A 24,783-nucleotide genomic window follows, 5' to 3' on the forward strand; every position below is an offset into this window, starting at 1 on the left:
TTAAATATGGTTTAAACATGGAACCGAATATTTCGCTTCCCGAGCATCCTATTGCCATTTTTACAGAATCCCATCATTCTTCAAAGACGAGGTCCATCATGTGTGCGTTATTCTTTTCACAGAAAAAAGGAGATAATGTTCGGATTACGATATATTTATCGATTACAACATTGATGTTAGATAGTTAGACGTATGATTATGGAACTAGCCATGATGTGAAGGAAAAACGAATATTTCGACCTTCTATGTCATATATATTAACACAATATAGCGGAATGGAATTGGTTTCATTAACAACTGAAAGAATTTTAAATAAATGATGTTAGTTATGTTGACACAAAAGGAAGAGCCACTCTATAATGAGATCACGAACATTGGAATGGTTTTACAAGGTAATGTTCGTCAATTCGATCGTATATTGGGGAGTGGGAGAATGAAGAAGAAAAAGAAAGCACCCATCTATCAGACAGCGATATTGCTTGTGGCCCTGTGCCTTGCATTAGCGGCATGTGGAAGTAAAGATGAGCCGGCTTCAACGGGATCAGGGAATGAATCGGCAGCAGGCAGTGGCGATACGATCAAGGTAGGCATTCTTCATTCACTAAGCGGTACGATGGCGATCAGTGAGGTTTCCGTGAAGGACGCGGAGATGATGGCGATTGATGAGATAAATGCGAAGGGCGGCGTGCTTGGCAAGAAAATCGAGCCGGTGATTGAGGATGGGGCATCCGACTGGCCGACTTTCGCCGAGAAAGCGCGCAAGCTCATTTCTGAAGATAAAGTTACGACCGTATTCGGTGGCTGGACATCGGCGAGCCGGAAGGCGATGCTTCCAGTGTTCGAGGAGCTTAACGGGTTGCTCTGGTACCCGGTGCAGTATGAAGGGCTGGAGCAATCGCCTAATATTTTCTATACAGGCGCAACGACAAACCAACAGATCGTGCCGGCTGTATCGTGGCTGCTCGAGAACCGCGGCAAGAAGTTCTACTTGCTCGGCTCGGACTATGTATTCCCGCGTACGGCGAACAAGATCATTAAAGAACAGTTGAAAGCCGAAGGCGGCGAGCTGGTGGGTGAAGAGTATACGCCGCTTGGCCATACCGATTACAGCACAATTATTACAAAAATCAAAGAAGCGAAGCCAGATGTCGTATTTAACACGATGAACGGCGACAGCAACGTAGCATTCTTCAAACAGTTGAAGGATGCAGGCATTACGTCGAAGGATCTGACTACGCTGTCGGTATCGGTAGCGGAGGAAGAAATTCGCGGTATCGGTGCAGATGTGTTAGCGGGCCATCTCGCGGCATGGAACTACTACCAAACGACGGATACGCCTCAAAATAAAACGTTTGTAGACAACTATAAGAAGAAATATGGCGCTGACCGTGTAACGGCTGACCCGATTGAAGCAGGTTACGATGCCGTTTACCTGTGGGCGGCTGCGGTTGAGAAAGCCGGTTCGACGGATGTCGATAAGGTTAAAGCAGCGGCGAAGGATCTCGAGTGGGATGCGCCAGAAGGCAAAGTGAAAATTGACGGGGAAACGCAGCACTTGTACAAAACGGTCCGCATTGGCGAAGTACAGGGCGATGGGCAGTTCAAGGAGCTGTGGGCTACGGGTGAGCCTGTGAAGCCAGACCCATATCTGAAAGGCTATGCGTGGGCCGCATCACTCAGCTCGGGCAACTAACATAAGAGTCGCAGCTTAATTGAGGGAAGTATTCGCTGCTCGGCTTCGAATGCTTCCCTTTCTCTGTTGTCCAAATGGGATTAGGTGGGGTGAGATTATGGAATTATACGTCACGCAGCTGTTTAATGGGCTCAGTGTTAGCTCGATTCTGCTGCTGATTGCACTAGGATTAGCGATTACATTCGGGCTCATGAACGTTATCAATATGGCGCACGGCGAGCTTATTATGATTGGGGCATATGCCACGTATGTGACGCAAAATATTTTCAAAAGTGCGCTGCCGGATTCGCTTTTTAATTGGTACTTCGTCTTAGCTATCCCGGTTAGTTTCGGCATTGCGTTCTTGTTTGGGCTATTGCTCGAAGCCTCGCTTATTCGGCATTTGTACGGGCGCCCGCTTGACAGCTTGCTCGCAACTTGGGGTGTAGGGCTCGCGCTGCAACAGCTCGCGCGCTCCATCTTCGGCGCGCCGAATGTCGGCGTGACTAGCCCGACTTGGCTCGATGGCGGGGTCACGATAATGGCGGGCGTGGTGCTGCCGTACAAACGGCTTTTTATCATCGGCCTAGTTATCATTTGCTTGTTTGCGATGTACCTGTACATTTATCGCAGCCATGCGGGACGCAATATGCGCGCCGTAATGCAAAATCGTGACATGGCCGCATGCCTCGGCATCTCGACCCGCCGGGTGGACGCGATGACGTTCGCCATTGGCTCGGGCATTGCTGGGATTGCAGGCTGCGCCCTGACGCTCATTGGCCCGATTGGCCCGTCGCTTGGCACTTATTATATCGTAGATGCCTTTATGGTCGTTGTTCTGGGCGGCGTAGGCAAGCTTGTCGGGACGTTGTTCGGAGCGCTCGGCATTGGCATGACGAATACGATGTTCGAGTATTGGACGAATGCCTCGCTAGGCAAGGTGCTTGTGTTCATCTGTATTGTTGCATTTCTGCAATGGCGGCCCAAAGGGTTCGTTGCCATGCGTTCACGTTCGTTGGATTAGGAGGGTGTTAAACGATGCTTACGCTTACGACGAAACAATGGACGCCAGCGCGTGTGTGGACACTCGTCGGCTATGCTGCTGCTTCGGCAGCGCTGTTCGCCGCACCGCTTTATTTAAGTGATTTTCGCCTAAACCTGCTTGCGAAGTTTCTCGCTTTCGCTATCGTGGCACTTGGCCTGGATCTCTTGTGGGGCTACACCGGCATTCTGAGCTTAGGCCATGGCGTCTTCTTCGGGTTAGGCGGCTATGCGATGGCAATGTACTTGAAGCTTGAGGCGAGTGGCGGCCGAATGCCGGATTTTATGGAATGGAGCGGTTTAACCGCACTGCCATGGTTTTGGAAGCCGTTCGAGTCACTAGGGTTCGCATTTGCCGCAGGCATTCTGCTGCCAGGTTTGCTCGCTTTGTTTCTAGGCTATGTAACGTTCCGTAACCGAATTCGCGGGGTTTACTTTACGATTCTGACACAGGCACTCGTTATCATAACAACGACACTGCTTATTGGGCAGCAAGCCTATACAGGCGGAACCAACGGCGTGACGGGCTATAGCCGCATTATGGGTTACTCCATTGCTAACCCTGATACGAAGCAAATGCTGTATTGGATAACGGCTGCTTTTCTGATCGTGGCATTCCTGCTGTGCCGATTTTTAGTTAAAAGCCGGTTCGGCAAGGTGTTGCGCGCGATTCGCGACGGTGAGAATCGCGTAAGGTTTATCGGATATAATCCTGCTTTTTATCAAATGACGGCTTTCGCAATTTCCGGTGCGCTTGCAGGCCTTGCAGGCATGCTGTTCGTGCTCCATGTGGGCATTATATCGCCTTCCATGATGGGGATTGTCCCATCGATTGAAATGGTATTGTGGGTCGCAATCGGCGGTCGCGGCACGATGGTCGGTGCAGCGATCGGCGCGGTGCTCATGAACTGGGGCAAAAGCGAAATCAGCGCGCAGTACCCAGATGCATGGCTGTTCTTTATGGGCGCTTTGTTTGTTGTTGTCGTCGTATTCCTGCCTAACGGCGTGGCCGGCTTGTTTGGCCGAATCAAAATTCGCAAGAGGAGGGTGACGGAACATGATCAAGATGCCGTCCGTAATCCTGCAGTGTGAAGGCATTACCGTCGAATTCGACGGGTTCAAGGCAGTTCAGGGCATGAATTTGACGCTGGAGCAAGGTGAGCTGCGGTTCCTAATTGGTCCCAATGGTGCGGGCAAAACGACCATGCTGGACGTTATTTGCGGCAAGACGCGGGCGACCTCGGGCAAGGTCATGTTTAACCGTGCGGATGGCATTATGGACATTACCCGAAAGAAGGAGCACCAGATTGCCGAGCTTGGCATCGGGCGCAAGTTCCAAGCTCCGTCTATTTTTCCGACGCTGACTGTATTCGAGAACTTAGAGATTGCTATGCGGCAGAAACGCAGTGTGTTCGCGACGCTGTTCGCGAAGATGGTGGTGGCGGACCGGGAGCGTATTGAGAAGCAAATGGCGTTAATTGGCCTGCAGGACAAAGCGTTATGGCGTGCCGGAGGCCTGTCGCACGGAGAGAAGCAGTGGCTGGAGATCGGCATTATGCTGATGCAGGAGCCGGATATTTTGCTGCTGGATGAGCCGGTCGCCGGCATGACTGACAAGGAAACGGATAAGACGGGCGAGCTGTTGAAGGAAATCGCCAAGTCCCGGACCATTGTCGTTGTGGAGCATGATATGGAGTTTGTCCGTAATTTCGCAAGCAAGGTTACCGTAATGCACGAGGGCAAGCTGCTCAAGGAAGGCACGATGGACGATGTGCAGAATGACGACCGCGTAGCGGAAGTTTATCTCGGAAAAAGGCGGGATGCTGATGTTAGCCGTTCAACAGCTTGAGGCAGGGTATGGCGAGAGCATTATTTTGCGCAATGTGTCGCTCAACGTTAAGCCAGGGCAGGTCGTCTGCTTGCTCGGGCGCAACGGTGTAGGAAAGACGACGCTGATGAAAAGCATTATGGGCGTATTGAAGGCCCGCCGGGGAGTGGTGTCGTACAATGGTGCAGATTTGACGAAGTCTGCGCCAGCGCGCCGGGCGAAGAGCGGTATCGGCTACGTGCCGCAGGGACGCGAAATATTCGGGCAGCTAACCGTGTATGAGAATATCTTGATCGGGTTGGAAGCGGCGCGGGAGAAGGTGCAAGAGGTCCCACCTGAGGCGATTGCGAAGTTCCCTGTGCTGCCTACAATGTATAAGCGCCGAGGCGGTGACCTCTCTGGTGGGCAGCAGCAGCAGTTGGCGTTCGCGCGGGCATTGGCGTCGGGGCCAGAGCTGCTCTTGCTTGATGAGCCGTGCGAGGGCATACAGCCGTCGATCGTCGATGACATTCGGGACGTAATCCGCTCCATTAAGGCGGATGGCAAGACGGCGATATTGCTCGTTGAGCAGAGCCTTGATTTTGTGAAAAGCGTCGGGGATTACTTCTACATTCTCGATAAGGGCGCTGTTGCTTGGGAGGGCGAACTGGAGAGCCTGAGCGACGAGGTTATCCGGAGGTATTTGACAGTGTAAGTGACGCAGTGGAATAGTTGTAAATGCATTATTGCATCATCTTATGCGAGGGGCACTCCCCCGTATTTGGTGGTGCTATTTTAATGCGGGGGGATATGATAAGATTTAACTTAACCGGTTAACCAAAATGGAGGTACATGTTGCGATGAGAATGCCCATCAAGTCTATTGCAGTTACAGGTTTTTTAATAACCGCGCTGCTCATAAGCGGATGCAGTGATAGCAAAGGTGAGCGTTCAGACGCAGATTTTTCTTCCGAAAGCTCGGTGTTGAACCTTGTATCCTATTATCATAGCCAGCCCAATGGCGCGGCGTTGCCGAACCACTGCAGCATTAAGACAACGGAGTATGAGGGGGAGACTAAGCTAGGCAATGGTGTTGTTTATATTTTAAATTGCGATTCAGAAGGCAATTCGACGTATGACAGGTTATTTGCATTAATTCCAATAGAGGGCGAAGATAAGGCGTATAGTTTGGATGTCCCCCTACTTCAAGAAGAGAACCGGGAGAATGATATAAAGAAAGTAATAAGCCTTCTAAAGTGAAAGCCTAAATAATAGGGTGAAGCACGGGAATAGCTATGCAGTGATGTATAAATTTGAGGTTAGCTAGCATGAACTAGGTGGCCTTTTTGTTGTGGTTTCGACAATAATAATCTAAAAATCTCCTAAAATATCATGAAAAGCTAGTCCTCGACAAGAAGTCATACTATAATTATCGTTATGGTTTACAAATGTAACCAACTAGAAGGGGGAAGTAGGAAGAAATGAGAAACAAAAAGAGTATTACAGCATTCATGCTAGCATTCATCATGCTCTTGACGATGCCGGTCTGGACGGCGAATGCTGAAGCAACAAGCGGTCCATCTGTATTTGTTAACGGCGTGAAGGTTAAATATGCGCAAGCCCCAGTTATCCGAGATGGCGCGACGCTCGTATCGGCGAAGGAAACGATCGAGAGCCTCGGGTTAAGCTTCACGTGGGATGCTTCCAATAAGCGAATTGTTGGATCAAACGGAGAGACGACGGTTACGTTCGTGGTTGGCCAGCTTTCGGCGACAATCAATGGCGTAACGGTATTCCTGAATACAGCGCCAGCGCAAGTTAACGGGCGTACGATGGTGCCGCTGAAGCCATTGCTGGATACGATGGGTGCAGTAGCGACTACGAAGACTGATTTGATCAGCATCAAAACCGGTGACCCGAGCAAAACGAAGTATTTCACAGGGCTGCCGCTCCAAGTTACGAATTCGTCGATTAAAAACCTCGGCGGCAATGCCGTTAATGTCGATTATGTGCAATACACTATGTATAACGGCGATGTGTACACAACTGACTATACGATGACGCTGGCAGCCGGCCAAAAAGGCGCTTTCGAGAACGCAACGAACGTGCCGGGCTATGCAATTGAAATTGACGGAGAAAACCATACGTTCCTCGGTCGTGCCATTCATGGCATGTCCAAGCAGGGCGAGGATATCCCAAGCAGAAGCTATCAGCTAACGGACCGGCTGTATGCGAGTGATGCATTCTACAAGGATATGTCCAACATGTGGAATAAAGTGTTGGCTGACTTCAAGAAACAATTGAAGCAAGAGCTTGTTAACAATAAGAACGTGCCAATTCAAATTCAAGCATCCGATATTTCTTACGATACAATGGGATATCCAGAAGCGAATATTCGCCTGAAAAACCTGACGGAAAAGAAAATCGTCGCATTCGAACTTTCCTTCAGCTGCTTCGATTCCTATGGTGATCCGGCAAAGGGTGGATACCCGTACAACAACCGTTTCTACGGCAAAGCTAACGATGCTGTAGGCTGGGGCGAGACGTATACGTTCACTTGGGACCTGTTTAGCTACTCGGACACGAGCAAGATTTCGAACATTACGATCGATAAAGTCGCGTTCTCCGACGGATCGGTATGGAAGCGCAAGAAATAAGAATGAAATAGGGGTGTCCCAAAGCCATAACGGCGGGGGACACCCCGTTGTTTTGCATATAAAAAGCTGTCCTAAAAGTCGATTGCAAATGCAATCACTTTTGAGACAGCTCTTTTTTTGGAACAATGCACGCTATGCTACGCCAAGCGCATCTTAAAATCTTCATAGCCGAATTCGCGAACAATCCGGCAATCGCCATTCTTATCTTGAACCGCAATGGCTGGCAGCGCCATGCCATTAAAGGTGTTGGTCTTCACCATGGAGTAGATGGCCATATCGCCGAACACGAGCCGATCGCCGCATTGTAACGGCTGGTCGAACGAATAATCACCGATGACATCGCCCGTTAAGCAAGTTTGGCCGGTCAGCCGATAGGTGAACGGTTTTTCCCCAGGCTCGCCCGTTTCCATAATAGGTGGGCGGTATGGCATTTCTAACACGTCCGGCATGTGGCATGTTGCGGAAGTATCCAGAATCGCGATATCGACGCCATTCTTATGGAGATCCAGAACGGATGCGATTAAGAAGCCTGCGTTGAGTGCAACGGCTTCTCCCGGTTCCAAGTAAACTTCTAAACCGTATTTGTCCTGCATGCTTTTAATGCAGGCTTCAAGGGTAGCGATATCATAATCATCCCGTGTGATATGATGGCCGCCGCCAAAATTGATCCATTCCATCTGTGGCAGCCACTCGCCGAACCGGGCTTCTACTGCCTGCAGCGTAGTCTCCAGGTCATCGGAGTTTTGCTGGCAGAGGGTGTGGAAGTGCAGGCCGGTTACGCCGTCGAGCAACTCCGGGCGGAAATCCTCTTGTTTGGCGCCAAATCTGGAGCCAGTCGAACAAGGGTCATAAATCTCATGCCCAACTTGCGTGGAGCATTCCGGGTTGACGCGAAGGCCAATCTTTCTGCCGGCTTGAAGCGCCCGGTCTTTAAACTTCTCGAGCTGCGAGAAGGAGTTAAAAATAATGTGATCGCAAATCGAGATGATTTCATCAATCTCATCTTCGCGGTAAGCAGGGGCAAAGACATGTGTTTCTTTGCCCATTTCTTCATAACCCAGCCGTGCTTCGAATAAGCCGCTGGCGGTCGTGCCGCTTAAATATTCACCAATGAGGGGGTACATGGTTGTCATGGAGAATGCTTTTTGGGCCAAAACAATCTTTGCTCCTGTACGTTGCATAACACCGCTTAGGATTTTAAGATTTTTCTCGATGAGTGCCTCATCGACGACAAAACATGGTGTAGGCAGTTCGTTGAAGCGCATCTTACCGAACCAATACCGGTTGTTTCTTCGTCGACGGCTTGCCGTCAACCAGTACTGGATTAAAATCTTCTACCCATGGAAGTCCCCATTTGTTCAACTCTTCCATGAACGGATCTGGATCAAACTCTTCAATGTTGTACACGCCAGCTTTATTCCATTTGCCAGTCAGGATCATAGCAGCGCCGATCATGGCAGGAACGCCAGTTGTGTAGGAAATAGCTTGGGAGCCTACTTCTTTATAGCACTCTTGGTGGTCGCAAACGTTGTATACATAGTACGTTTTATCTTGGCCGTCTTTTTTGCCTTGGAAAATGCAGCCGATATTCGTTTTGCCAACCGTACGCGGTCCGAGCGATGCTGGGTCAGGCAATACAGCTTTCAAGAATTGAAGCGGAATGATTTTTTTGCCTTCGAATTCAATCGGCTCAATGGAAGTCATTCCTACGTTCTCCAGCGCTCTGAGGTGAGTCAGGTAGCTTTGGCCGAACGTCATGAAGAAGCGGATACGCTTCAGCCCCGGCATGTTAACAGCAAGGGATTCCAGCTCTTCATGGTAGAGCAAGTACATATCTTTCTCGCCAACTTCAGCGAAGTTGTATACGCGTTTGATTTCCATCGGCTGCGTTTCGATCCATTCGCCGTTCTCCCAATATCTGCCGTTAGCAGAAACCTCGCGAATGTTGATTTCTGGGTTGAAGTTCGTTGCGAACGGATAGCCGTGATCTCCGCCATTGCAGTCCAGAATATCGATATATTCAATTTCGTCAAAATAATGCTTGAGTGCATAAGCGGAGAATACACCTGTTACGCCCGGGTCAAATCCACTGCCAAGAAGGGCCGTAATGCCGGCTTTCTCGAAACGCTCGCGGTATGCCCATTGCCAGCTGTACTCGAATTTTGCTGTATCTTCAGGCTCGTAATTTGCTGTATCCATGTAATGGGTTTTGGTCGCCAGGCAGGCATCCATGATCGTCAAATCTTGGTATGGAAGGGCTAAGTTCATGACGATATCCGGTTTCACTTCTTCAATTAAAGCGATGAGTTCGTCCACGTTATCGGCATCCACTTGCGCAGTCGTAATTTTTGTTTTGCCGCCGTCTAATTTTGCTTTTAATTCATCGCATTTGGATTTCGTGCGGCTTGCGATACAAATTTCTTCAAAAACCTCGCTATTTTGAACGCATTTGTGAATCGTAACAGATGCTACCCCGCCACAACCAATGATTAACGCTTTTCCCATTTCTCAATCTCCCTTACTTCTAAATTAGTTGATGTTCGCCGTGCTTTGTTGGGTCCAGATGATTGCGATCGGTTTTTGCGCACAAAAAAAACAAGTGAGCAAAAACGCATCATCGCGTATCACAACTTGTTTAGATATAATAAAGGAATATTAAAATGTCGCCATTAATATTCAAATATATCGATAACGAATCAGAGTCTATATAGCAAATAATCACTTTTACCACTCTTATTGATCGTTTCACAAGTTGATGTGCGATACAATGCACCGGTCGTAAAGAAACCAAACTTATAAAATTTGAGCTGTTAGCTCAATCAATAAGGCAACTAAAGTTGCCAGTCGGCATTTGACCCGGCTGTCCGTATGGCCTTTACTTCCTGAAGGTGGATGTGGTCAAAAATTATCTGCTTGGAAAGACTCTATATATATTTGAATTATTGCTTTCCAAAAGTAACGCATTCTTATACTATCATAAACTCTCCAAATATCAAGAAATTTATTTAAATTGTTAAGATGAATTTTGTTAGCAATTTCTACTAGGCAAATTGGCGGGTCTGGCAACCTGCTAGAAGGCCAATCAGATAAACCCTGCCTTCGTCTTTTTGTTCTTTCCTACGATGGAATAAGAACAAACCTCACATTTCGGTTCGCCTCTCCCTCTTTTTCCCCGACGAACTTATTGCGTTTATCCGGCTTTACTCCCCATCCTATTTCCGGACAATGTACGGATTTCATCAATTCCCCAATTATCTATGTAATAAAACCTAACATATATGTTGACACATCCGAACGTTCGCAATAAACTACAGGTAAACGTCAGGTTTCATAACAAAACAAAATATAGTTCTCATCTGGCAAAAATGAAAGTTGTTAGCAGATTGATGAACGAAAAAGCTGTCTAGGGTTCCGCTGGTTCAACCAAGAGCGACATCAATGCGCGTCGTGGGAGAGTCAGGCCAGGTCCGAGAGATGGCGTGCGATGCATCCATGCAGCTGCAGCAAGCGGCCAGCCGGACATGCGCATACACGGAAGGATAAAAGCCTGGGAGATTACTCTCCCGGGTTTTTTCTTATATTTTTTTACGAAAAAGAGGGAGTGGAGTCGATGAGAAATGTTCGCAAATCCTTGCTTATTCTCGTTCTTGTATTCGTATTTACGGTAGTTGCAGGCTGTGGCGGATCGTCCAAGGAGACCGCTGCGGGAGGGTCTGATGAACCGATTACAATCGCGCTCAGCCCTTGGCCTGGCTGGTATATGTGGTATCTCGTCGAGCAGCAAGGGCTGTTCGAGAAGCATGGCGTGAACGTCAAGCTAGAGTGGTTCCCGGTGTATAGCGATTCACTCCAAGCGCTGGCGACCGGCAAGGTGGATGCGAACTCGCAGACGCTCAGCGACACGCTCGCTCCAATCTCGAAAGGAATCGGGTTAAAGGCTGTTTTGGTGAATGACAACTCCAACGGAGGGGACGCGATTGTCGCCAAGCCAGACATTGCGAGCGTGAAGGACTTGAAGGGCAAGACGGTTGCAACGGAGCTAGGGACGGTCGACCATCTGCTGCTGCTCACGGCGCTCGATCAGAACGGGCTTAAGGAATCTGATGTTAACTTTGTGAACATGACCGTCAACGATGCCGGGCCAGCGTTCATCACAGGCAAGACGGATGCATCCGTACTGTGGGAGCCATTCCAGACGAAAGCTGTCACCGAGGGCAAAGGCAAAGTATTGTTCTCCTCCAAAGATACGCCGGGGCTCATTCCCGATCTGCTGGTGTTCCGCGATAGTGTCGTGAAAAACCGCAAGGGCGATGTGCAGAAGATCGTTGATGCATGGTTCGAAGGCTTGGAGTACTTCAAAGCGCATCCAGATGAGGCGATTAAGCTGCTGGCCCAGAAGGCAGAGACGACGCCGGCGGACTTCAAGCTTGGCTTGGATAGCATTAAGCTGTTTACCCGCGAGGATAACGTGACGGCGTTCGGCACTCGCGAGGATTACTCTTCGCTGGCCTACACGGCGCAGAAAACAGCGGAGTTTCTGCAGAAGCTCGATATGGTCGATGACATTGACGATTACAGCGTAATCTTCGATTCCTCGTTCGTAGCCGGGCATTAAAGTGGGGAGGCGAAGCGGATGAGCAGTATTCCACCAGCATCGGCACAGCAACAATCTTCGTCGGCTGCTCCACAGCAAGCAGCGCCCGAGGGCGGCGCCGTGACAATGGGGTCCGGCGGACTGGCGGCACGCCGCAGGCGGAAGCCGCATCGGCTTCAGATTTTTAAAGATATCGGAACAAAGCCATTCGCGTTGACGGCAGCCTCATCTTTCCTTCTCTTGCTGCTCGCCTGGTCGGCGCTCAGCTACACGGAGGCGGTGAATCCAATATTCCTGCCGAAGCCGCACGATGTGCTGGCTGAACTAATTCATTTGCTCGGAACGGCAGATTATTGGCATCACATCGGCGTCAGCATTTTCCGCGTAACAGGCGGCTTCTTGCTTGCTTGTGCCATCGGCATTCCGCTGGGCGTGCTTGCAGGGACGTTCAAGTTCGGTGAAGCGTTCATCGAGCCGCCAATGGAGTTTATCCGGTATATGCCGGCTGTTGCCTTCATTCCACTCATCATGGTGTGGGCAGGGATCGGCGAATGGGCCAAAATCATGCTGATCTTTCTCGGCTGCTTCTTCCAGCTCGTGTTGATGGTAGCCGATAACGTGCGGCGCGTGCCGCAGGATTTGCTGCAAGCTTCCTTCACGCTAGGCGCGAGCCGCTGGAAAGTAATCGAGACAGTGCTGCTGCCGGCCATCCAGCCGCAGCTGATGCATACTCTTCGCCTCATTCTTGGCTGGGCGTGGACGTATTTGGTTGTAGCAGAACTGGTCGCCGTGAACAGCGGGCTCGGCTACGCGATTATGAAAGCACAACGGTATCTAAACACAGACCAAATTTTTGTCGGCATTATCGTCATTGGGCTGCTCGGGCTGATCAGTGACCGCATCTTCGCATTCATGAACAAGCGGTTCTTCCCTTGGGCCTGATCCGGCCGTAGCCGCCGCCCGTGGCCAGCCAAAACATTTATTTTAATGGGGGTAACGAATATGAACGCAATTTGGAATACGGCAATTCGTCCGGGCGGCAAGTGGTCAGGGACGATAGGTCGAGGCAAGCTGATTCGGTTTACGGCATTGGAGGCGGGAGCGAATGTTTCTATTCAGCTGTTTCACGCCCGTGATTTGACGGAGCGCTACAACATGCCGGATACGCTGAAAGCGCAGCATACGGCGCATCTAACCCGCGGGAACGTGCTAATGAGCGATAACGGGCGTGCGCTGGCCAGCATTGTGCAAGACAGCCTCGGCTGGCATGATCCGCTTGGCGGATACACCTATCGAGAGGCTACGGACGAGAAGTATGGCCATACGAATTACCAAGAGCTGCGCAATGAGTGGCTGCGCAGCGGGCAAGAAAACTTTGCAGTGGAGCTGGTGCGCTGCGGGCTCGGCATGCGGGATATGATGCCGGTTGTGAATTTATTCTCAAAAATCGCGGTGGATGAAACAGGGCGCATGCATTATGACGTGGCGCATTGCCCGGCGAATGCGACGGTGACGCTTCGGACGGAGATGGATACGGTGCTGGTGCTGTCGAACACGCCGAATCCTCTCGACCCGCGGACGGAGTATCCGTCGGTGCCGGTCAAAATTGAAGTGTTTGAGGCGTCGCCGGTCGATTCGCTCGACTATTGCGTGAATTATCGGCCGGAGAACCGGCGCGCTTACGAGAATACATGGGACTATTACGCGCTCATGGGCGTGTAAAGGGAAATAGGTGGGCGGCCGCGAAGCGGCTGCCCGCACGTTGATCGAGATGATAAGAGCGGCGGGGCGAGCCGAGATATTAGCTCGGTGAGCCGGTGCCGCCTGATGGCCATAGATGAAGATTCAACCATTTTGAACGTTCAATTAGGGGGTTTTACTTGTGTCCGTATTTAACCGAGTGGAGAGCACGCGCGTTGCGTCGGAAGCGATATATGAGGAAGTGGTGGCAGCAGGGGACGGGTGGATGCGTGAGCTGGAGCCGGGGCAGGTGCTGCGAATTGTAGATTTGGAAGGCAATCAGGCAGCTGACACGTTGTTCTATGATGCTGACAATCCGGAGGATCACTACAGTGCAGTAGCGACCATCGCAGGGCAAGGCAACATCTATCTGACGACGGGCTCAATCTTGCGTTCGGAATCCAGCAAGCCGCTGGTGCAAATCGTTGCAGACACATGCGGCCGCCACGATACGGTGGGCGGAAGCTGCTCGGCTCAGAGCAACACGGTGCGGTATGCGCATGAGAAGCTGCACATGCACAACTGCCGCGACACGTTCATGCTGGAGCTTGCGAAGCAGCGGGATGCGCGGTATACGAAGCGGGATTTGGCGCCTAACGTGAACTTTTTCATGAATGTGCCAGTAACGGAGGATGGCGGCTTAACCTTCGCAGATGGCGTATCGTCGCCAGGCGCTTATGTGGAGATGCAGGCGATTGCGCGCACGATGATGCTGTTGAGCAATTGCCCGCAGTTGAACAATCCTTGCAACGCCTATAACCCGACGCCGGTTAAGGTGTTGATCTGGGAGCGATAAGCTGAAGCGTAGCGGCTGCAAGTTAGCGCGATAACGACGAGGACGGGTTCAATCGATCACGGGTGAGTGGGCACACGGTTTGATCGGAGCAGACAGGAAGATATCGGTAACGGGGAAACGAAACGTAGAATGGCAATCCGGGGAGGAAACCAAGATGTTCACTAAAGTACTAATCGCCAATCGCGGCGCAATTGCTGTTCGAATCGAGCGCACGCTGCGCAAGCTAGGCATTGCATCTGTAGCTGTATACACGCAGGCGGACCAAGATAGCCTTCACGTCGATCAAGCTGACGAAGCGGTATTGATCGGCGAGGGCGCAGCGAAGGACAGTTACTTGAACGCTGAGCTGATTTTGCAGATTGCAGAGGAGACGGGCGCGCAGGCAATCCATCCGGGCTATGGCTTCTTGAGCGAAAATGCGGGCTTCGCGCGCGCTTGCCGCGATCGCGGCATTACCTTCATCGGGCCGACACCAGAGCAGATGGAGATGTTCGGTTTGAAGCACTCGGCGCGTGAGCTCGCGGAGAAGGCTGGCGTTCCAATGCTGCCGGGCACGCCGCTTATTACGGAACTGGAGCAGGCGGTCAGTGCGGCAGCGGGCATCGGTTATCCGGTCATTCTAAAAAGTACCGCAGGCGGTGGCGGCATCGGCATGCGCGTATGCGAGGAGGAGCAGGAACTGCGCTCTGCCTTCGAATCGGTGCGGCATTTGGCGGAGACGAATTTCAAGAACGGCGGCGTTTTCTTGGAGAAGTACATTGCGAAGGCGCGTCACGTTGAGGTACAGATTTTCGGCAATGCCTTCGGGGAAGTCGTCGCGCTTGGCGAGCGGGATTGCTCCATTCAGCGCCGCAACCAGAAGGTTATCGAGGAAAGCCCAGCGCCGAAGTTCGAGCAAGCCGTTCGTGAGCGGATGTTCGCAGCTGCGCGTAGCTTGGCGGCGGAAGCGGGTTATCGAAGTGCCGGTACGGTCGAGTTTTTGTATGATCCCCAGTCGACGGAGTTTTACTTCCTTGAAGTGAACACGCGGCTGCAGGTGGAGCATGGCGTAACGGAAGAGGTGCTCGGCCTTGACCTCGTGGAGTGGATGGTGAAGGAAGCGGCGAATGAGCTGCACAATCTGGAATCATTTGTCCCTGCACCGCAAGGGCATAGCATTCAAGCGCGTATCTATGCAGAGGATTGCCATCACAATTTCCGCCCTAGTGCAGGCCAGCTTGACCATGCGGCATTCTCGGCAGATGCGCGCAATGAAACGTGGGTGCGCGATGGCATTACGGTAACTTCGCTATATGACCCTATGCTGGCAAAAATCATCGTCCATGGCCGCGATCGCGCCGACGCGATTGCGAAGCTTATTAAAGCTCTCTCGGAGACGCGGATGTATGGCATTACGACGAACTTATCCTATATTCAATCGTTGCTGCAAGACCAAGCGGTTGTAGAAGGCGATGTATATACGCGCATGTTGAACGGGTATAGCCCTTCTGAGCTTGCAATTGAGGTGCTGGACGGCGGCGTTCAATCGACCGTGCAGGACTATCCGGGCCGGACCGGGCACTGGGATGTCGGCGTGCCGCCATGCGGCCCGATGGACCCGTTGTCGTTCCGAATCGGCAATAAGCTGCTTGGCAACGCCGACGATGCAGCAGGCATTGAGCTGACGCTTCGTGGCGGTTCATATACGTTCCGCAGTGATATCTGGTTCTGCTTAACAGGTGCAGATATGCAAGCAAAGCTGGACCAGGATGACGTTCCAACCTATCAGCCTGTTCTTGGTCGCCGTGGCCAAGTGCTCAAGTTCGGGGAGGCGCAAGAAGGGTTGCGCACTTACCTGCTTATCGCAGGCGGGCTCGATATGCCGCGCATTCTCGATAGTGCAGCGACGTTTACGCTTGGCGGCTTCGGCGGCCATGGCGGGCGTGCGCTCCGTACGGGCGATGTGCTTGGCGTGCATGCGGGCTTGGGTTCAAATAGCGTGGCGCCGATCAATCGAGTTGAGCTCGCGCTATCGGAGCGTCCGGCGCTAACGCGCGAATGGACGATTGGCGTTATTCCGGGACCGCATTGCTCTGCTGAGTTCTTGCTCCCAGCGTTTCTGGAAGAGCTTGCGGCGACTAGCTATGAGGTGCACTTCAACAGCTCCCGCACAGGCGTGCGCTTGATTGGGCCAGCGCCGCGCTGGGCGCGAGAAGATGGCGGCGAAGCGGGCTTGCACCCATCAAACATTCACGACAATGCCTATGCGGTCGGCACGCTTGACCTGACGGGCGATATGCCGATTTTGCTCGGTCCTGATGGCCCTAGCTTGGGCGGATTTATTTGTCCGGTAACGACGGCGTCGGCGGAGTTTTGGAAAATCGGCCAGCTGCGCCCCGGCGATAAAGTGCGCTTCCGCCTCATTACGCTCGAAGAGGCTGATAGGCTGCGCGACCAACAGACGCAATGGCTGAATGCTGTTGGAGAAGGGGAACGCGAATTTATTGCCCGGGCAATGGAATTGCCTGGTGAGCGCCCATTTGATACGGATTATCCGATCTTGGCGAAGGAAACCGAAGGCCGCGCATTCCCGATTACGATCCGCTGCAGCGGCGATGAGAATCTGCTCGTGGAATACGGCCCGATGGAGCTTGATTTGAAGCTGCGTTTCCAAGCCCATGCGCTAATGCAAGCGATTCAAGAGAGCGGCGCTGTACCGGTGCTGGATTTGACGCCGGGCATTCGGTCGCTGCAAGTGCATATCGACCGGACGCGAATTACGGTTCGCGAAGCTTGCGCAAAGCTGCTGGAGCTGGATCGCCAGCTTCCGCCGCTGGAGTCGATCCGCGTGCCTTCCCGTATCGTTCGATTGCCGCTGTCTTGGGATGATCCTGCAACGCAGCTTGCGATTGACCGTTACCAGCAGGGGGTTCGCCCTGACGCGCCGTGGTGCCCGAGCAATCTGGAGTTTATTCGCCGCGTGAATGGCCTTGATTCGATCGAGGACGTAAGGCGAATTGTTTATGATGCGAGCTATCTTGTGATGGGGCTTGGCGATGTGTACTTAGGCGCGCCAGTGGCAACGCCGATCGATCCCCGCCACCGTCTTGTAACGACGAAATATAACCCTGCACGAACGTGGACACCGGAAAATGCAGTCGGCATCGGCGGTGCCTACATGTGCGTGTACGGCATGGAAGGGCCTGGCGGTTACCAGTTCGTCGGCCGGACGATTCAGATGTGGAATCGCCTCCGTTCATCGACCGATAGCTTCCAGAGCGGCAAGCCTTGGCTGCTGCGCTTCTTCGACCAGATTCAATTTTATCCGGTAGAAGCAGATGAGCTGCTCCAACTGCGGGAGGACTTCCCGCGTGGCCGTTATGAGGTAAGCATCACGGAAACGACGTTTGATCTGGGTGAATACCTCCGTTTCCTCAACGAGATTGAGGAAAGTGCAGGCGAGTTCCGTGACAAGCAGCAGGCTGCTTTCCAAGCGGAGCGGGAGAGCTGGAAGGCGCAAGGGCTGGCGGAGTATGTTTCGGAGCCGGAGCAGGCGAAGCCTGCGGGGGACGATGAGCTGCCAGAAGGTGCGGAGGCGGTGCGCTGCAACATGCCGGGCAGTGTATGGAAGGTGCTCGTGGAGCCTGGCCAGCAGGTGAAAAAGGGTGAAACGCTCATCATCGTTGAGAGCATGAAGATGGAATTCTCGCAGCAAGCGCCATGCGACGGCTATATCGTAAATGCCAATTACGTCAAACCAGGCGATTCGGTACATGCCGGCCAATTGATCGTTGCGATGGCGCCATCAGAAACGGGGGTGTCGGTGTAATGCAGAAGACAACACTGCCTTCTACATTTACGATTGCATGGCTACAAGGCCAGTATGCGGGCAATGCGGTAACGCCAGAGGAAGTTATAGGCGAGATTATTCGCCGTGCCGATGCAGCCGCTGCGATGAATATTTGGATTACGCCGCCTTCGGCGGAATTGGTTGCTCCTTACTTGGAGCGCTTGAAGACACTTGATCGGGCAAGCTCTCCGTTGTGGGGAATCCCATTCGCGATCAAGGATAATATTGACCTTGCAGGCGTGCCAACGACGGCAGCTTGCGCGGAGTATGCATACACGCCAACTGAGCATTCCGCCGTCGTCGAACGTTTAATCGCAGCTGGCGCGATCCCTGTTGGCAAAACAAATCTCGACCAATTCGCCACAGGTCTCGTCGGCACACGCAGCCCTTATGGCGAAACGCATAATGCGCTTCGCCCGGAGCTCATAAGCGGCGGGTCCAGCTCTGGCTCTGCTGTTGCGGTTGCCCAAGGGCAGGCAGCCTTCTCGCTTGGCACGGATACAGCCGGTTCTGGGCGCATCCCGGCAGCGCTGAATGGGCTTGTCGGCTACAAGCCAAGCGTTGGCGCGTGGCCGCTCAAGGGCGTCGTGCCTGCTTGCGAAAGCTTGGATTGCGTCACGGTGTTCGCTGCCGATCTAACGGATGCTTATACCGTTGATGCAGTTGCGCGTGGCGTTCATGCTGCCGATCCGTGGTCGCGCAGCATCCCTGCACCGCAGCCGGCGCTGCCTGCACGGATTGTGCTGCCAGACCAAACGCCATCATTCTATGGGCCGTATGCGGCAGAATATGAGGCGGCATGGCACGCGGCGGTGGCTCAATTCGCGGCGCTGGGCATCACCGTTGAATTTGTCGACACAGAACTATTCTCAGCAGCAGCAGCGCTCCTTTATGAGGGACCATGGGTTGCGGAACGATGGGCGGGCTTGGGCGGCTTCATTGAGGCTCACCCGGACACGGCATTCGCGGTAACAGAGCGCATCTTGCGCTCGGGCGCTGCCGAGCAGCATACGGCGGCCTCCTTATTCCAGGCTATGCATCAACTCCAACGCTACAGAAAGCAGGCGTGTGAGCTGCTTCAGGGCGCGGTGCTCGTGCTGCCGACAGCAGGCGGCACATGGACACGCGACCAAGTGCGCGACAATCCGGTCGAGACGAATCGCGACATGGGGCGGTACACGAACCATTGCAACTTGCTGGACTTATGCGCTGTGGCTGTTCCGGCAGGCATAGCGCTTGCGGATACGCCGTTCGGCATTACGCTGTTCGGTTTGGCAGGCGAGGAAAATTACGTTCGCGGCGTTGCCGAGCGATTTGCGGGATTGGCCCCGCAGCAATCAACGGCATCGTTAGAATCGCAAACTGTGCCTTCAGCGCCAGCGGTGCCGGCAGTGTCTGGAGTGCCAGCAAACGCATCCTCCACAGCAGTGGAAACGACCCTTGTCGCCGTATGCGGCCTGCATATGCGAGGCTATCCGTTTGAGAAGCAGATGCAAGGCTGCGGTGCACGGTTTATTGAAGAAACAAAAACGGCGGCCCGTTACAAGCTGCTGCGTTTGGCGACGGTGCCAGCGAAGCCGGGGCTCATCAAGCAATCGGCGGGCAACGGCGGCGCTGCCATTACGCTTGAAGTATGGGAGATGCCATTGTCCGCTTTCGGCGGCTTCACGGCATCCATCCCTTCTCCGCTCGGGATCGGCAAGGTTGAGCTGGCCGACGGCAGAGAGGTGCCGGGCTTTATTTGTGAAGGGTATGCCGAGCAAGGCGCGGAGGACATTACAGCCTTCGGCGGCTGGCGGAACTATTTAGGCAGCTTATAAACGCTTGTAAACCGGATCTATTTTGTCATCTAAGGAGGCAAGGGCGATGGAACCTGTTAGGAATGGGTGGGCGGGATCGGCGGCAGCATCTGGCAATGGCCAGGCAGGAGAAGCTGCCAGCGGCCAGAGCCAAGGAAGGATTGAAATTCGCGGCCTGCAGAAGGTGTATGCTTCCGCGAAAAACAATTCGTTTGAGGCGTTGCGTGACATTAACCTGACGATCGAAGAAAACGAGTTTCTTACTATCCTTGGACCGTCCGGATGCGGCAAGTCCACGCTGCTGCGCATTGTTGCGGGGTTGGAGGATCCGACAGGTGGGGAGTTGTCCGTCGATGGCGAAGAAATTATCGGGCCTGGCGCGGACCGCGGCATGGTGTTCCAAGGTTACACGCTGTTCCCTTGGCTGACTGTTCGGGAAAATATAGAGTACGGGCCGAAGCTTAAAGGTGTTCCTACGTTAGTGCGGCGGGGCATTTCGAACCATTGGCTAAAAATCATTCGGCTGGAATCGTTCGCAAAGTCGTATCCGAAGCAATTATCTGGCGGGATGAAGCAACGGGTTGCGATCGCAAGGGCGCTCGCTAACCGGCCGAAAGTATTGCTCATGGATGAGCCGTTCGGTGCATTGGATGCGCAGACGAAGCTTGAGATGCAAGAAATGCTGCTGGAAGTTTGGGAGAAAGAGAAAACGACGGTGCTATTTATTACGCATGATATCGACGAAGCGATATTTCTATCGCAACGGATTGTCGTCATGGGCGCCAATCCGGGGCGGATCATTCGGGAGTTCCGCGTGAACCTTCCTGCGCAGCGGACTGCGGCTATGCGGGAGGAGCCGAGCTTCCTGCAGCTGAAGCGGGAGCTGGCGCAGCTGCTCAAGCACGAATAGCTTGTTCAGTGGCCTAGCCTGAAAAGGTGCTCGCGAGCTGTACTGCTTTTATTGCTTCCCTGATTCAATGTTGGACCGGATCTGCACGATTGGCGGAGTCCGGTCTTTTTGTACAGAAGTGGTTAACAAAGCGTGTGAAAAAAGAAACGTGTATTGCAATTGTTAACGTCTTGACGAATAAGTGGGGATGCCCGATAATGGAAATAACGTATGTTAGATAACCTAACACGAAAGTGGGGCGCATATGCATATTCCAGACGGATTTCTAGACGCCAAGACGTGGGTAACGACGACAATCGCTGGTGCTGGCGCTGTCGGCTATAGCTTGCGCAGAACACGGCTTGCGATGGAACCGAAGCAAATTCCGTTAATCGCACTTATTGGCGCATTCGTATTCGCTGCACAGATGATTAATTTTCCGATTGCTGGCGCGACCTCTGGCCATTTCCTCGGCGGAACGATGACCGCAATCTTGTTTGGGCCATGGATTGCTTCGATTGTTATGGCGGCTGTTCTGATCGTGCAAGCTGTCGTGTTTCAGGATGGCGGAATTACGGTGCTCGGCGCAAACATATTGTGCACGGGATTTATCGGCAGTTTTGTTGGTTATGGCATATACATGTCAGGTATTCGGCTGTTTAAAGGAAAGGGCCGCGCCTTTATTGCATGGCTTGCGGCTTGGGCATCGATCGTTGCGGCTTCCGCAGGGGTATCGATCCTGTTAGCGGTATCCGGTACGTTCGAGCTAGCGACTGCGTTGAAAGCGATGGTCGGCTGGCATATGCTGATCGGCATTGGCGAAGGAACCATTACAGCGCTGGTTACGGGCTATCTGATGGAGCGAAGCGCTCTAACGGCAAGAGGGGGTATTGCGCATGAGCGAATTACGAGTCACCGGGCATAAGCGCAGGTGGATCGTGATGGGAATCATCACGGTTGCCGTAGCAGGCGTGATGTCGCCATGGGCATCGCCCTCCCCAGATGGGCTGGAGCGAGTGGCAGAAGATCATGGTTTTCTGCATCAGGCAGGCGCAGTGAACCAGCTTGCATTGGTTCCTGATTACGAAGTGGCAGGCATTCCTTGGACGGCTGTTCGCGTAGGGCTAGCAGGCGTATTGGGCATTGCGATCATGGCGGCTGTGTTGTGGGGATTAACCCGTACATTGGCGCGAGATGGAGGGGATCGGGATGAATCAGGATCAATTGAAGTGGATGGAGTCCAGCGCTGAGCATGATGCAGCGCCGGGCCACGAGCAAACAAGCCGGCCAGAGAACAATGCTAGTAGCCGGACCACCAAGCGGCTTCTTGCTGTATTAGGTTTATTAGCGACGATGATGTTCTTCCGACATCCTGCAGCTCTCATGGGAGCTGCAGGTTGTTTTTTATTTGGAATGTTGTTGGCCGGGTTGCCGTTGCTCCAGATTTTGCGCAGGTTGCTGCTCATTATTCCATTTGCGCTTGGCGCTATCGTATTCGTGCCGTTCCAGCATGCCCAGGGAGGGACGGAACTGTTCCGCCTATTCGGATGTGTGGCGACCGAGGAGGGGATGCGCCATTCTATCGTGCTGTTGCTCAAGGTCGTGAATGCGAACTTGCTTATTACTTATTTGCTGCTGTCCACACCGTTGTTTCAATTGATCAAAAGCTTGCGGGCCATCGGCATTCCCGCCGTGCTGCTTGAGATTATCGGGCTCATGCTTCGCTACCTCGCATTATTGAAGGAAGAGGCGCAGGGCATGGTGAAAGCACAGCGCTCACGGGGCTTGCGGCTAGAAGGATGGATGTGGAGCCGCAGTACATATCGAAGGTTTGGCGAGCTGCTGGGCGTTCTGTTTATTCGGGCTTATGCGCGCAGCACCAGAATTTATCAGTCCATTACGGCAAGAGGCGGATTCGGCGCTGGGATTGCGGGAGCACGGCGGCAGCAGACTATCGGACAGGAGGGTCCAAGCATGGCAATTGAGGTGCGAGGGGTAACTTATCAATATGGACAAATCCAAGCGCTTCGCGGCTTATCGTTCTCGATTAGGCAAGGGGCGAAGGTTGTCCTCATGGGACCAAATGGCGCGGGCAAATCGACGCTTATCTCGCTGCTCAATGGGCTCGAGCAACCGGCTTTGGGTGAGGTTAGGGTGTTTGGCGAGCGAATGGGGCGGGAAAATGCACTGCATTTGCGCCAGCGGATCGGCGTCGTTTATCAGGATCCTGACGATCAAATTTTCTCGACTACGGTCGAGGAGGATGTCGCTTTTGGCCCTCGTAACCTTGGCTTGGATGAGCTGGCTGTACAGGAACGTGTAACGGAAGCGCTGCGTGCGGTTGGAATGAGCGAGCTGCGCGGCCGTTCGCCTTTTGAACTGAGCTATGGGCAAAAGCGGCGTGTAGCGATAGCAGGCGTGCTCGCCATGAGGCCGGAGGTGGTCATTCTAGACGAACCGATGGCTTTCCTCGATCCGAAGAGCCGAGATGATTTGCAGACGTTGCTGGAGCGGATGCATGCGAGTGGCTTAACGCTTATCGTAGCGACGCATGATGTTGATTTTGCAGCAGAATGGGCGACAGATGTGCTTGTGTTGAAGGATGGCAAGCTGCTGGCTTCAGGAACAGCAGAGCTGTTGTTCGATGATCGCCTGCTTGAGCAAGCGGATTTGCATTTGCCCCGGCTTGTAAGGCCATTCCGGCTTTTGCAGAATGCGGCTGATACGCACCCACGTACAGTTCGGGAAGCGGCACAGGCGATCTGGCAGCTTATTATGAGAGGGCCAGATGATGCCCGCATGCGTTCGTCCAAAAGAATGGATGGAGAAACACGGAAACGGGAAGGATAAGTGCGCAGCCCACCGGGAGGCCAGAAACTTAGCTGCTACAGCGGAATTTGTTTCCTCCATGTTCGTCATTAGGGTGGCGTATAAGAAAATGGGAGGGGATGAATACTATGGTCAAGTTCCAAACAAACATCCCTTCTTCAATATAAGCGGACGTACGAATCACGCGGCGGTCTACAACGCTTATAGAGTTTTAACAAGAGCGGACGGCAGGAGCAATCCGGATGCCGATTCGCTGCTAAGCAACCTCCTTCACAATGCGATAACCGGCGGCAGGTATCCAGTGGACTTAAAATCTTCAGGGAAAGTGGGGCAACAAGACATGAAAGCAACTGGTATTGTGCGTCGCATCGACGATCTTGGCCGTGTAGTAATCCCGAAGGAAATCCGGAGAACGCTTCGTATTCGCGAAGGCGACCCGCTGGAAATTTTCGTGGATCGCGATGGCGAGGTCATCTTGAAGAAGTATTCCCCTATTGGCGAGCTCGGCGATTTTGCCAAAGAGTACGCTGAATCACTGTCCGAAAGCACAGGGCATGTGACGATTATCTCGGACCGAGATACGATCATTGCCGTCGCCGGCGCGTCCAAGAAGGAGTTTCTGGATAAGTCAGTCGGCTCTATTTTGGAAAATTGCATGGAGAATCGCAAGACGGTCATTGAAACCGGCGGCGGCTCTTATGAGCTCATTAAGGATGTCAGTGAACCATTCGCATCCTTCGTATCGGCTCCGATTATCGCTGGCGGCGATCCAATCGGCACGGTAGTGCTGCTCTCGAAGGAAGAGGGCTTGAAGATGGCCCAAATGGAACAGAAGATGGCGGAGACGGCAGCCGGTTTTCTGGCGAAGCAGATGGAGCAATAGAATTGAAAGCTGTTCGCAATTAATACAGGACAGCCTTCTCGTAACTGGAGCGATTGCGCTAGTTAAGTGAAGGCTGTTTGCTGTAGTGCTTCCTCTATGTATTGGCAATTGCAGAAGCGGGCAATGAAGAAGGGGCACAAAATAAAGAAGCCACACGCTTGAGGTGCGGCTTCTTTATTTTAAACATACATATACGCTGCCATCTATAATTTTGGGTGCGGATTTATCATACATTAGCTAGTTTTAAT

21 protein-coding genes and 1 riboswitch are annotated in these 24,783 nt (G+C 52.7%); of the genes, 19 read left to right on the plus strand and 2 right to left on the minus strand.

What is annotated here, in order from left to right:
* The 8 genes from GON22_RS26190 to GON22_RS18755 form a co-directional block, all read left to right on the plus strand.
* The coding region (locus tag GON22_RS26190) for a hypothetical protein (protein ID WP_237179241.1) at window positions 1-188 on the plus strand (188 nt) is incomplete at its 5' end.
* A gap of 245 nt (window positions 189-433) precedes the next feature.
* Complete coding sequence (gene urtA, locus GON22_RS18725) at window positions 434-1,693, plus strand: urea ABC transporter substrate-binding protein (RefSeq protein WP_160397642.1); 1,260 nt, start codon at window positions 434-436, stop codon at window positions 1,691-1,693.
* Between the two features lie 97 nt (window positions 1,694-1,790).
* A complete protein-coding gene (gene urtB / locus GON22_RS18730; protein ID WP_160397643.1) occupies window positions 1,791-2,696 on the plus strand; it encodes an urea ABC transporter permease subunit UrtB in 906 nt (301 codons plus the stop codon).
* A gap of 14 nt (window positions 2,697-2,710) precedes the next feature.
* The gene (gene urtC, locus GON22_RS18735; protein WP_160397644.1) at window positions 2,711-3,805 is read left to right on the plus strand and encodes an urea ABC transporter permease subunit UrtC; all 1,095 of its coding nucleotides are present in this window, start codon (window positions 2,711-2,713) and stop codon (window positions 3,803-3,805) included.
* A complete protein-coding gene (urtD, locus tag GON22_RS18740; protein WP_160397645.1) occupies window positions 3,771-4,562 on the plus strand; it encodes an urea ABC transporter ATP-binding protein UrtD in 792 nt (263 codons plus the stop codon). Before urtC ends, urtD begins: the two co-directional genes overlap by 35 nt.
* Entirely contained in the window at window positions 4,540-5,235 is a 696-nt protein-coding gene (gene urtE, locus GON22_RS18745) for an urea ABC transporter ATP-binding subunit UrtE (RefSeq protein ID WP_160397646.1), read from the plus strand. The genes urtD and urtE overlap by 23 nt, the downstream gene beginning before the upstream one ends.
* 145 nt (window positions 5,236-5,380) lie before the next feature.
* On the plus strand, window positions 5,381-5,779 hold the full coding sequence (locus GON22_RS18750; protein WP_160397647.1) for a hypothetical protein: 399 nt from the start codon (window positions 5,381-5,383) through the stop codon (window positions 5,777-5,779).
* A gap of 221 nt (window positions 5,780-6,000) precedes the next feature.
* Window positions 6,001-7,176: a stalk domain-containing protein gene (locus GON22_RS18755; protein ID WP_160397648.1), complete on the plus strand. Its 1,176-nt coding sequence runs from the start codon at window positions 6,001-6,003 to the stop codon at window positions 7,174-7,176.
* 137 nt (window positions 7,177-7,313) lie between these two features.
* Here the strand turns inward: GON22_RS18755 and nspC are convergent, their stop codons facing one another.
* A complete protein-coding gene (gene nspC / locus GON22_RS18760) occupies window positions 7,314-8,441 on the minus strand; it encodes a carboxynorspermidine decarboxylase (RefSeq protein ID WP_160397649.1) in 1,128 nt (375 codons plus the stop codon).
* Window position 8,442: 1 nt separating this feature from the next.
* A complete protein-coding gene (locus tag GON22_RS18765) occupies window positions 8,443-9,681 on the minus strand; it encodes a saccharopine dehydrogenase family protein (protein WP_160397650.1) in 1,239 nt (412 codons plus the stop codon).
* A gap of 887 nt (window positions 9,682-10,568) precedes the next feature.
* Window positions 10,569-10,732: riboswitch (guanidine-I (ykkC/yxkD leader) on the plus strand.
* A 54-nt stretch (window positions 10,733-10,786) separates the two neighbouring features.
* On the opposite strand from GON22_RS18765, the gene GON22_RS18770 reads away from it, so the two are divergent.
* The 11 genes from GON22_RS18770 to spoVT all read left to right on the plus strand — a co-directional run bounded on the left by GON22_RS18770 (window position 10,787) and on the right by spoVT (window position 24,535).
* On the plus strand, window positions 10,787-11,791 hold the full coding sequence (locus GON22_RS18770) for an ABC transporter substrate-binding protein (RefSeq protein WP_160397651.1): 1,005 nt from the start codon (window positions 10,787-10,789) through the stop codon (window positions 11,789-11,791).
* A gap of 18 nt (window positions 11,792-11,809) precedes the next feature.
* Window positions 11,810-12,712, plus strand: coding sequence for an ABC transporter permease (locus GON22_RS18775; protein WP_160397652.1), 903 nt, complete (start codon window positions 11,810-11,812; stop codon window positions 12,710-12,712).
* 60 nt (window positions 12,713-12,772) lie between these two features.
* On the plus strand, window positions 12,773-13,492 hold the full coding sequence (locus tag GON22_RS18780) for an urea amidolyase associated protein UAAP1 (RefSeq protein WP_160397653.1): 720 nt from the start codon (window positions 12,773-12,775) through the stop codon (window positions 13,490-13,492).
* Window positions 13,493-13,652: 160 nt separating this feature from the next.
* On the plus strand, window positions 13,653-14,306 hold the full coding sequence (locus tag GON22_RS18785) for an urea amidolyase associated protein UAAP2 (protein ID WP_160397654.1): 654 nt from the start codon (window positions 13,653-13,655) through the stop codon (window positions 14,304-14,306).
* Window positions 14,307-14,460: 154 nt separating this feature from the next.
* Window positions 14,461-18,114, plus strand: a complete 3,654-nt coding sequence (gene uca / locus GON22_RS18790) for an urea carboxylase (RefSeq protein ID WP_160397655.1) — start codon at window positions 14,461-14,463, stop codon at window positions 18,112-18,114.
* Window positions 18,114-19,955 (plus strand): allophanate hydrolase, encoded by a 1,842-nt coding sequence (gene atzF, locus GON22_RS18795; protein WP_160397656.1) that lies wholly within the window; start codon window positions 18,114-18,116, stop codon window positions 19,953-19,955. The genes uca and atzF overlap by 1 nt, the downstream gene beginning before the upstream one ends.
* 46 nt (window positions 19,956-20,001) lie before the next feature.
* Window positions 20,002-20,844 (plus strand): ABC transporter ATP-binding protein, encoded by an 843-nt coding sequence (locus GON22_RS18800; RefSeq protein WP_160397657.1) that lies wholly within the window; start codon window positions 20,002-20,004, stop codon window positions 20,842-20,844.
* 244 nt (window positions 20,845-21,088) lie between these two features.
* The gene (locus tag GON22_RS18805) at window positions 21,089-21,748 is read left to right on the plus strand and encodes an energy-coupling factor ABC transporter permease (RefSeq protein WP_160397658.1); all 660 of its coding nucleotides are present in this window, start codon (window positions 21,089-21,091) and stop codon (window positions 21,746-21,748) included.
* The gene (locus tag GON22_RS18810; RefSeq protein ID WP_160397659.1) at window positions 21,720-22,073 is read left to right on the plus strand and encodes a PDGLE domain-containing protein; all 354 of its coding nucleotides are present in this window, start codon (window positions 21,720-21,722) and stop codon (window positions 22,071-22,073) included. The genes GON22_RS18805 and GON22_RS18810 overlap by 29 nt, the downstream gene beginning before the upstream one ends.
* Window positions 22,033-23,673 (plus strand): cobalt ECF transporter T component CbiQ, encoded by a 1,641-nt coding sequence (gene cbiQ / locus GON22_RS18815; RefSeq protein WP_160397660.1) that lies wholly within the window; start codon window positions 22,033-22,035, stop codon window positions 23,671-23,673. The genes GON22_RS18810 and cbiQ overlap by 41 nt, the downstream gene beginning before the upstream one ends.
* A 319-nt stretch (window positions 23,674-23,992) precedes the next feature.
* Window positions 23,993-24,535, plus strand: a complete 543-nt coding sequence (gene spoVT / locus GON22_RS18820; protein ID WP_160397701.1) for a stage V sporulation protein T — start codon at window positions 23,993-23,995, stop codon at window positions 24,533-24,535.
* The last annotated feature ends 248 nt before the right edge of the window (window positions 24,536-24,783 follow it).

It is taken from the genome of Paenibacillus sp. MMS18-CY102, from assembly GCF_009789195.1.
GTDB lineage: Bacteria > Bacillota > Bacilli > Paenibacillales > Paenibacillaceae > Paenibacillus_T.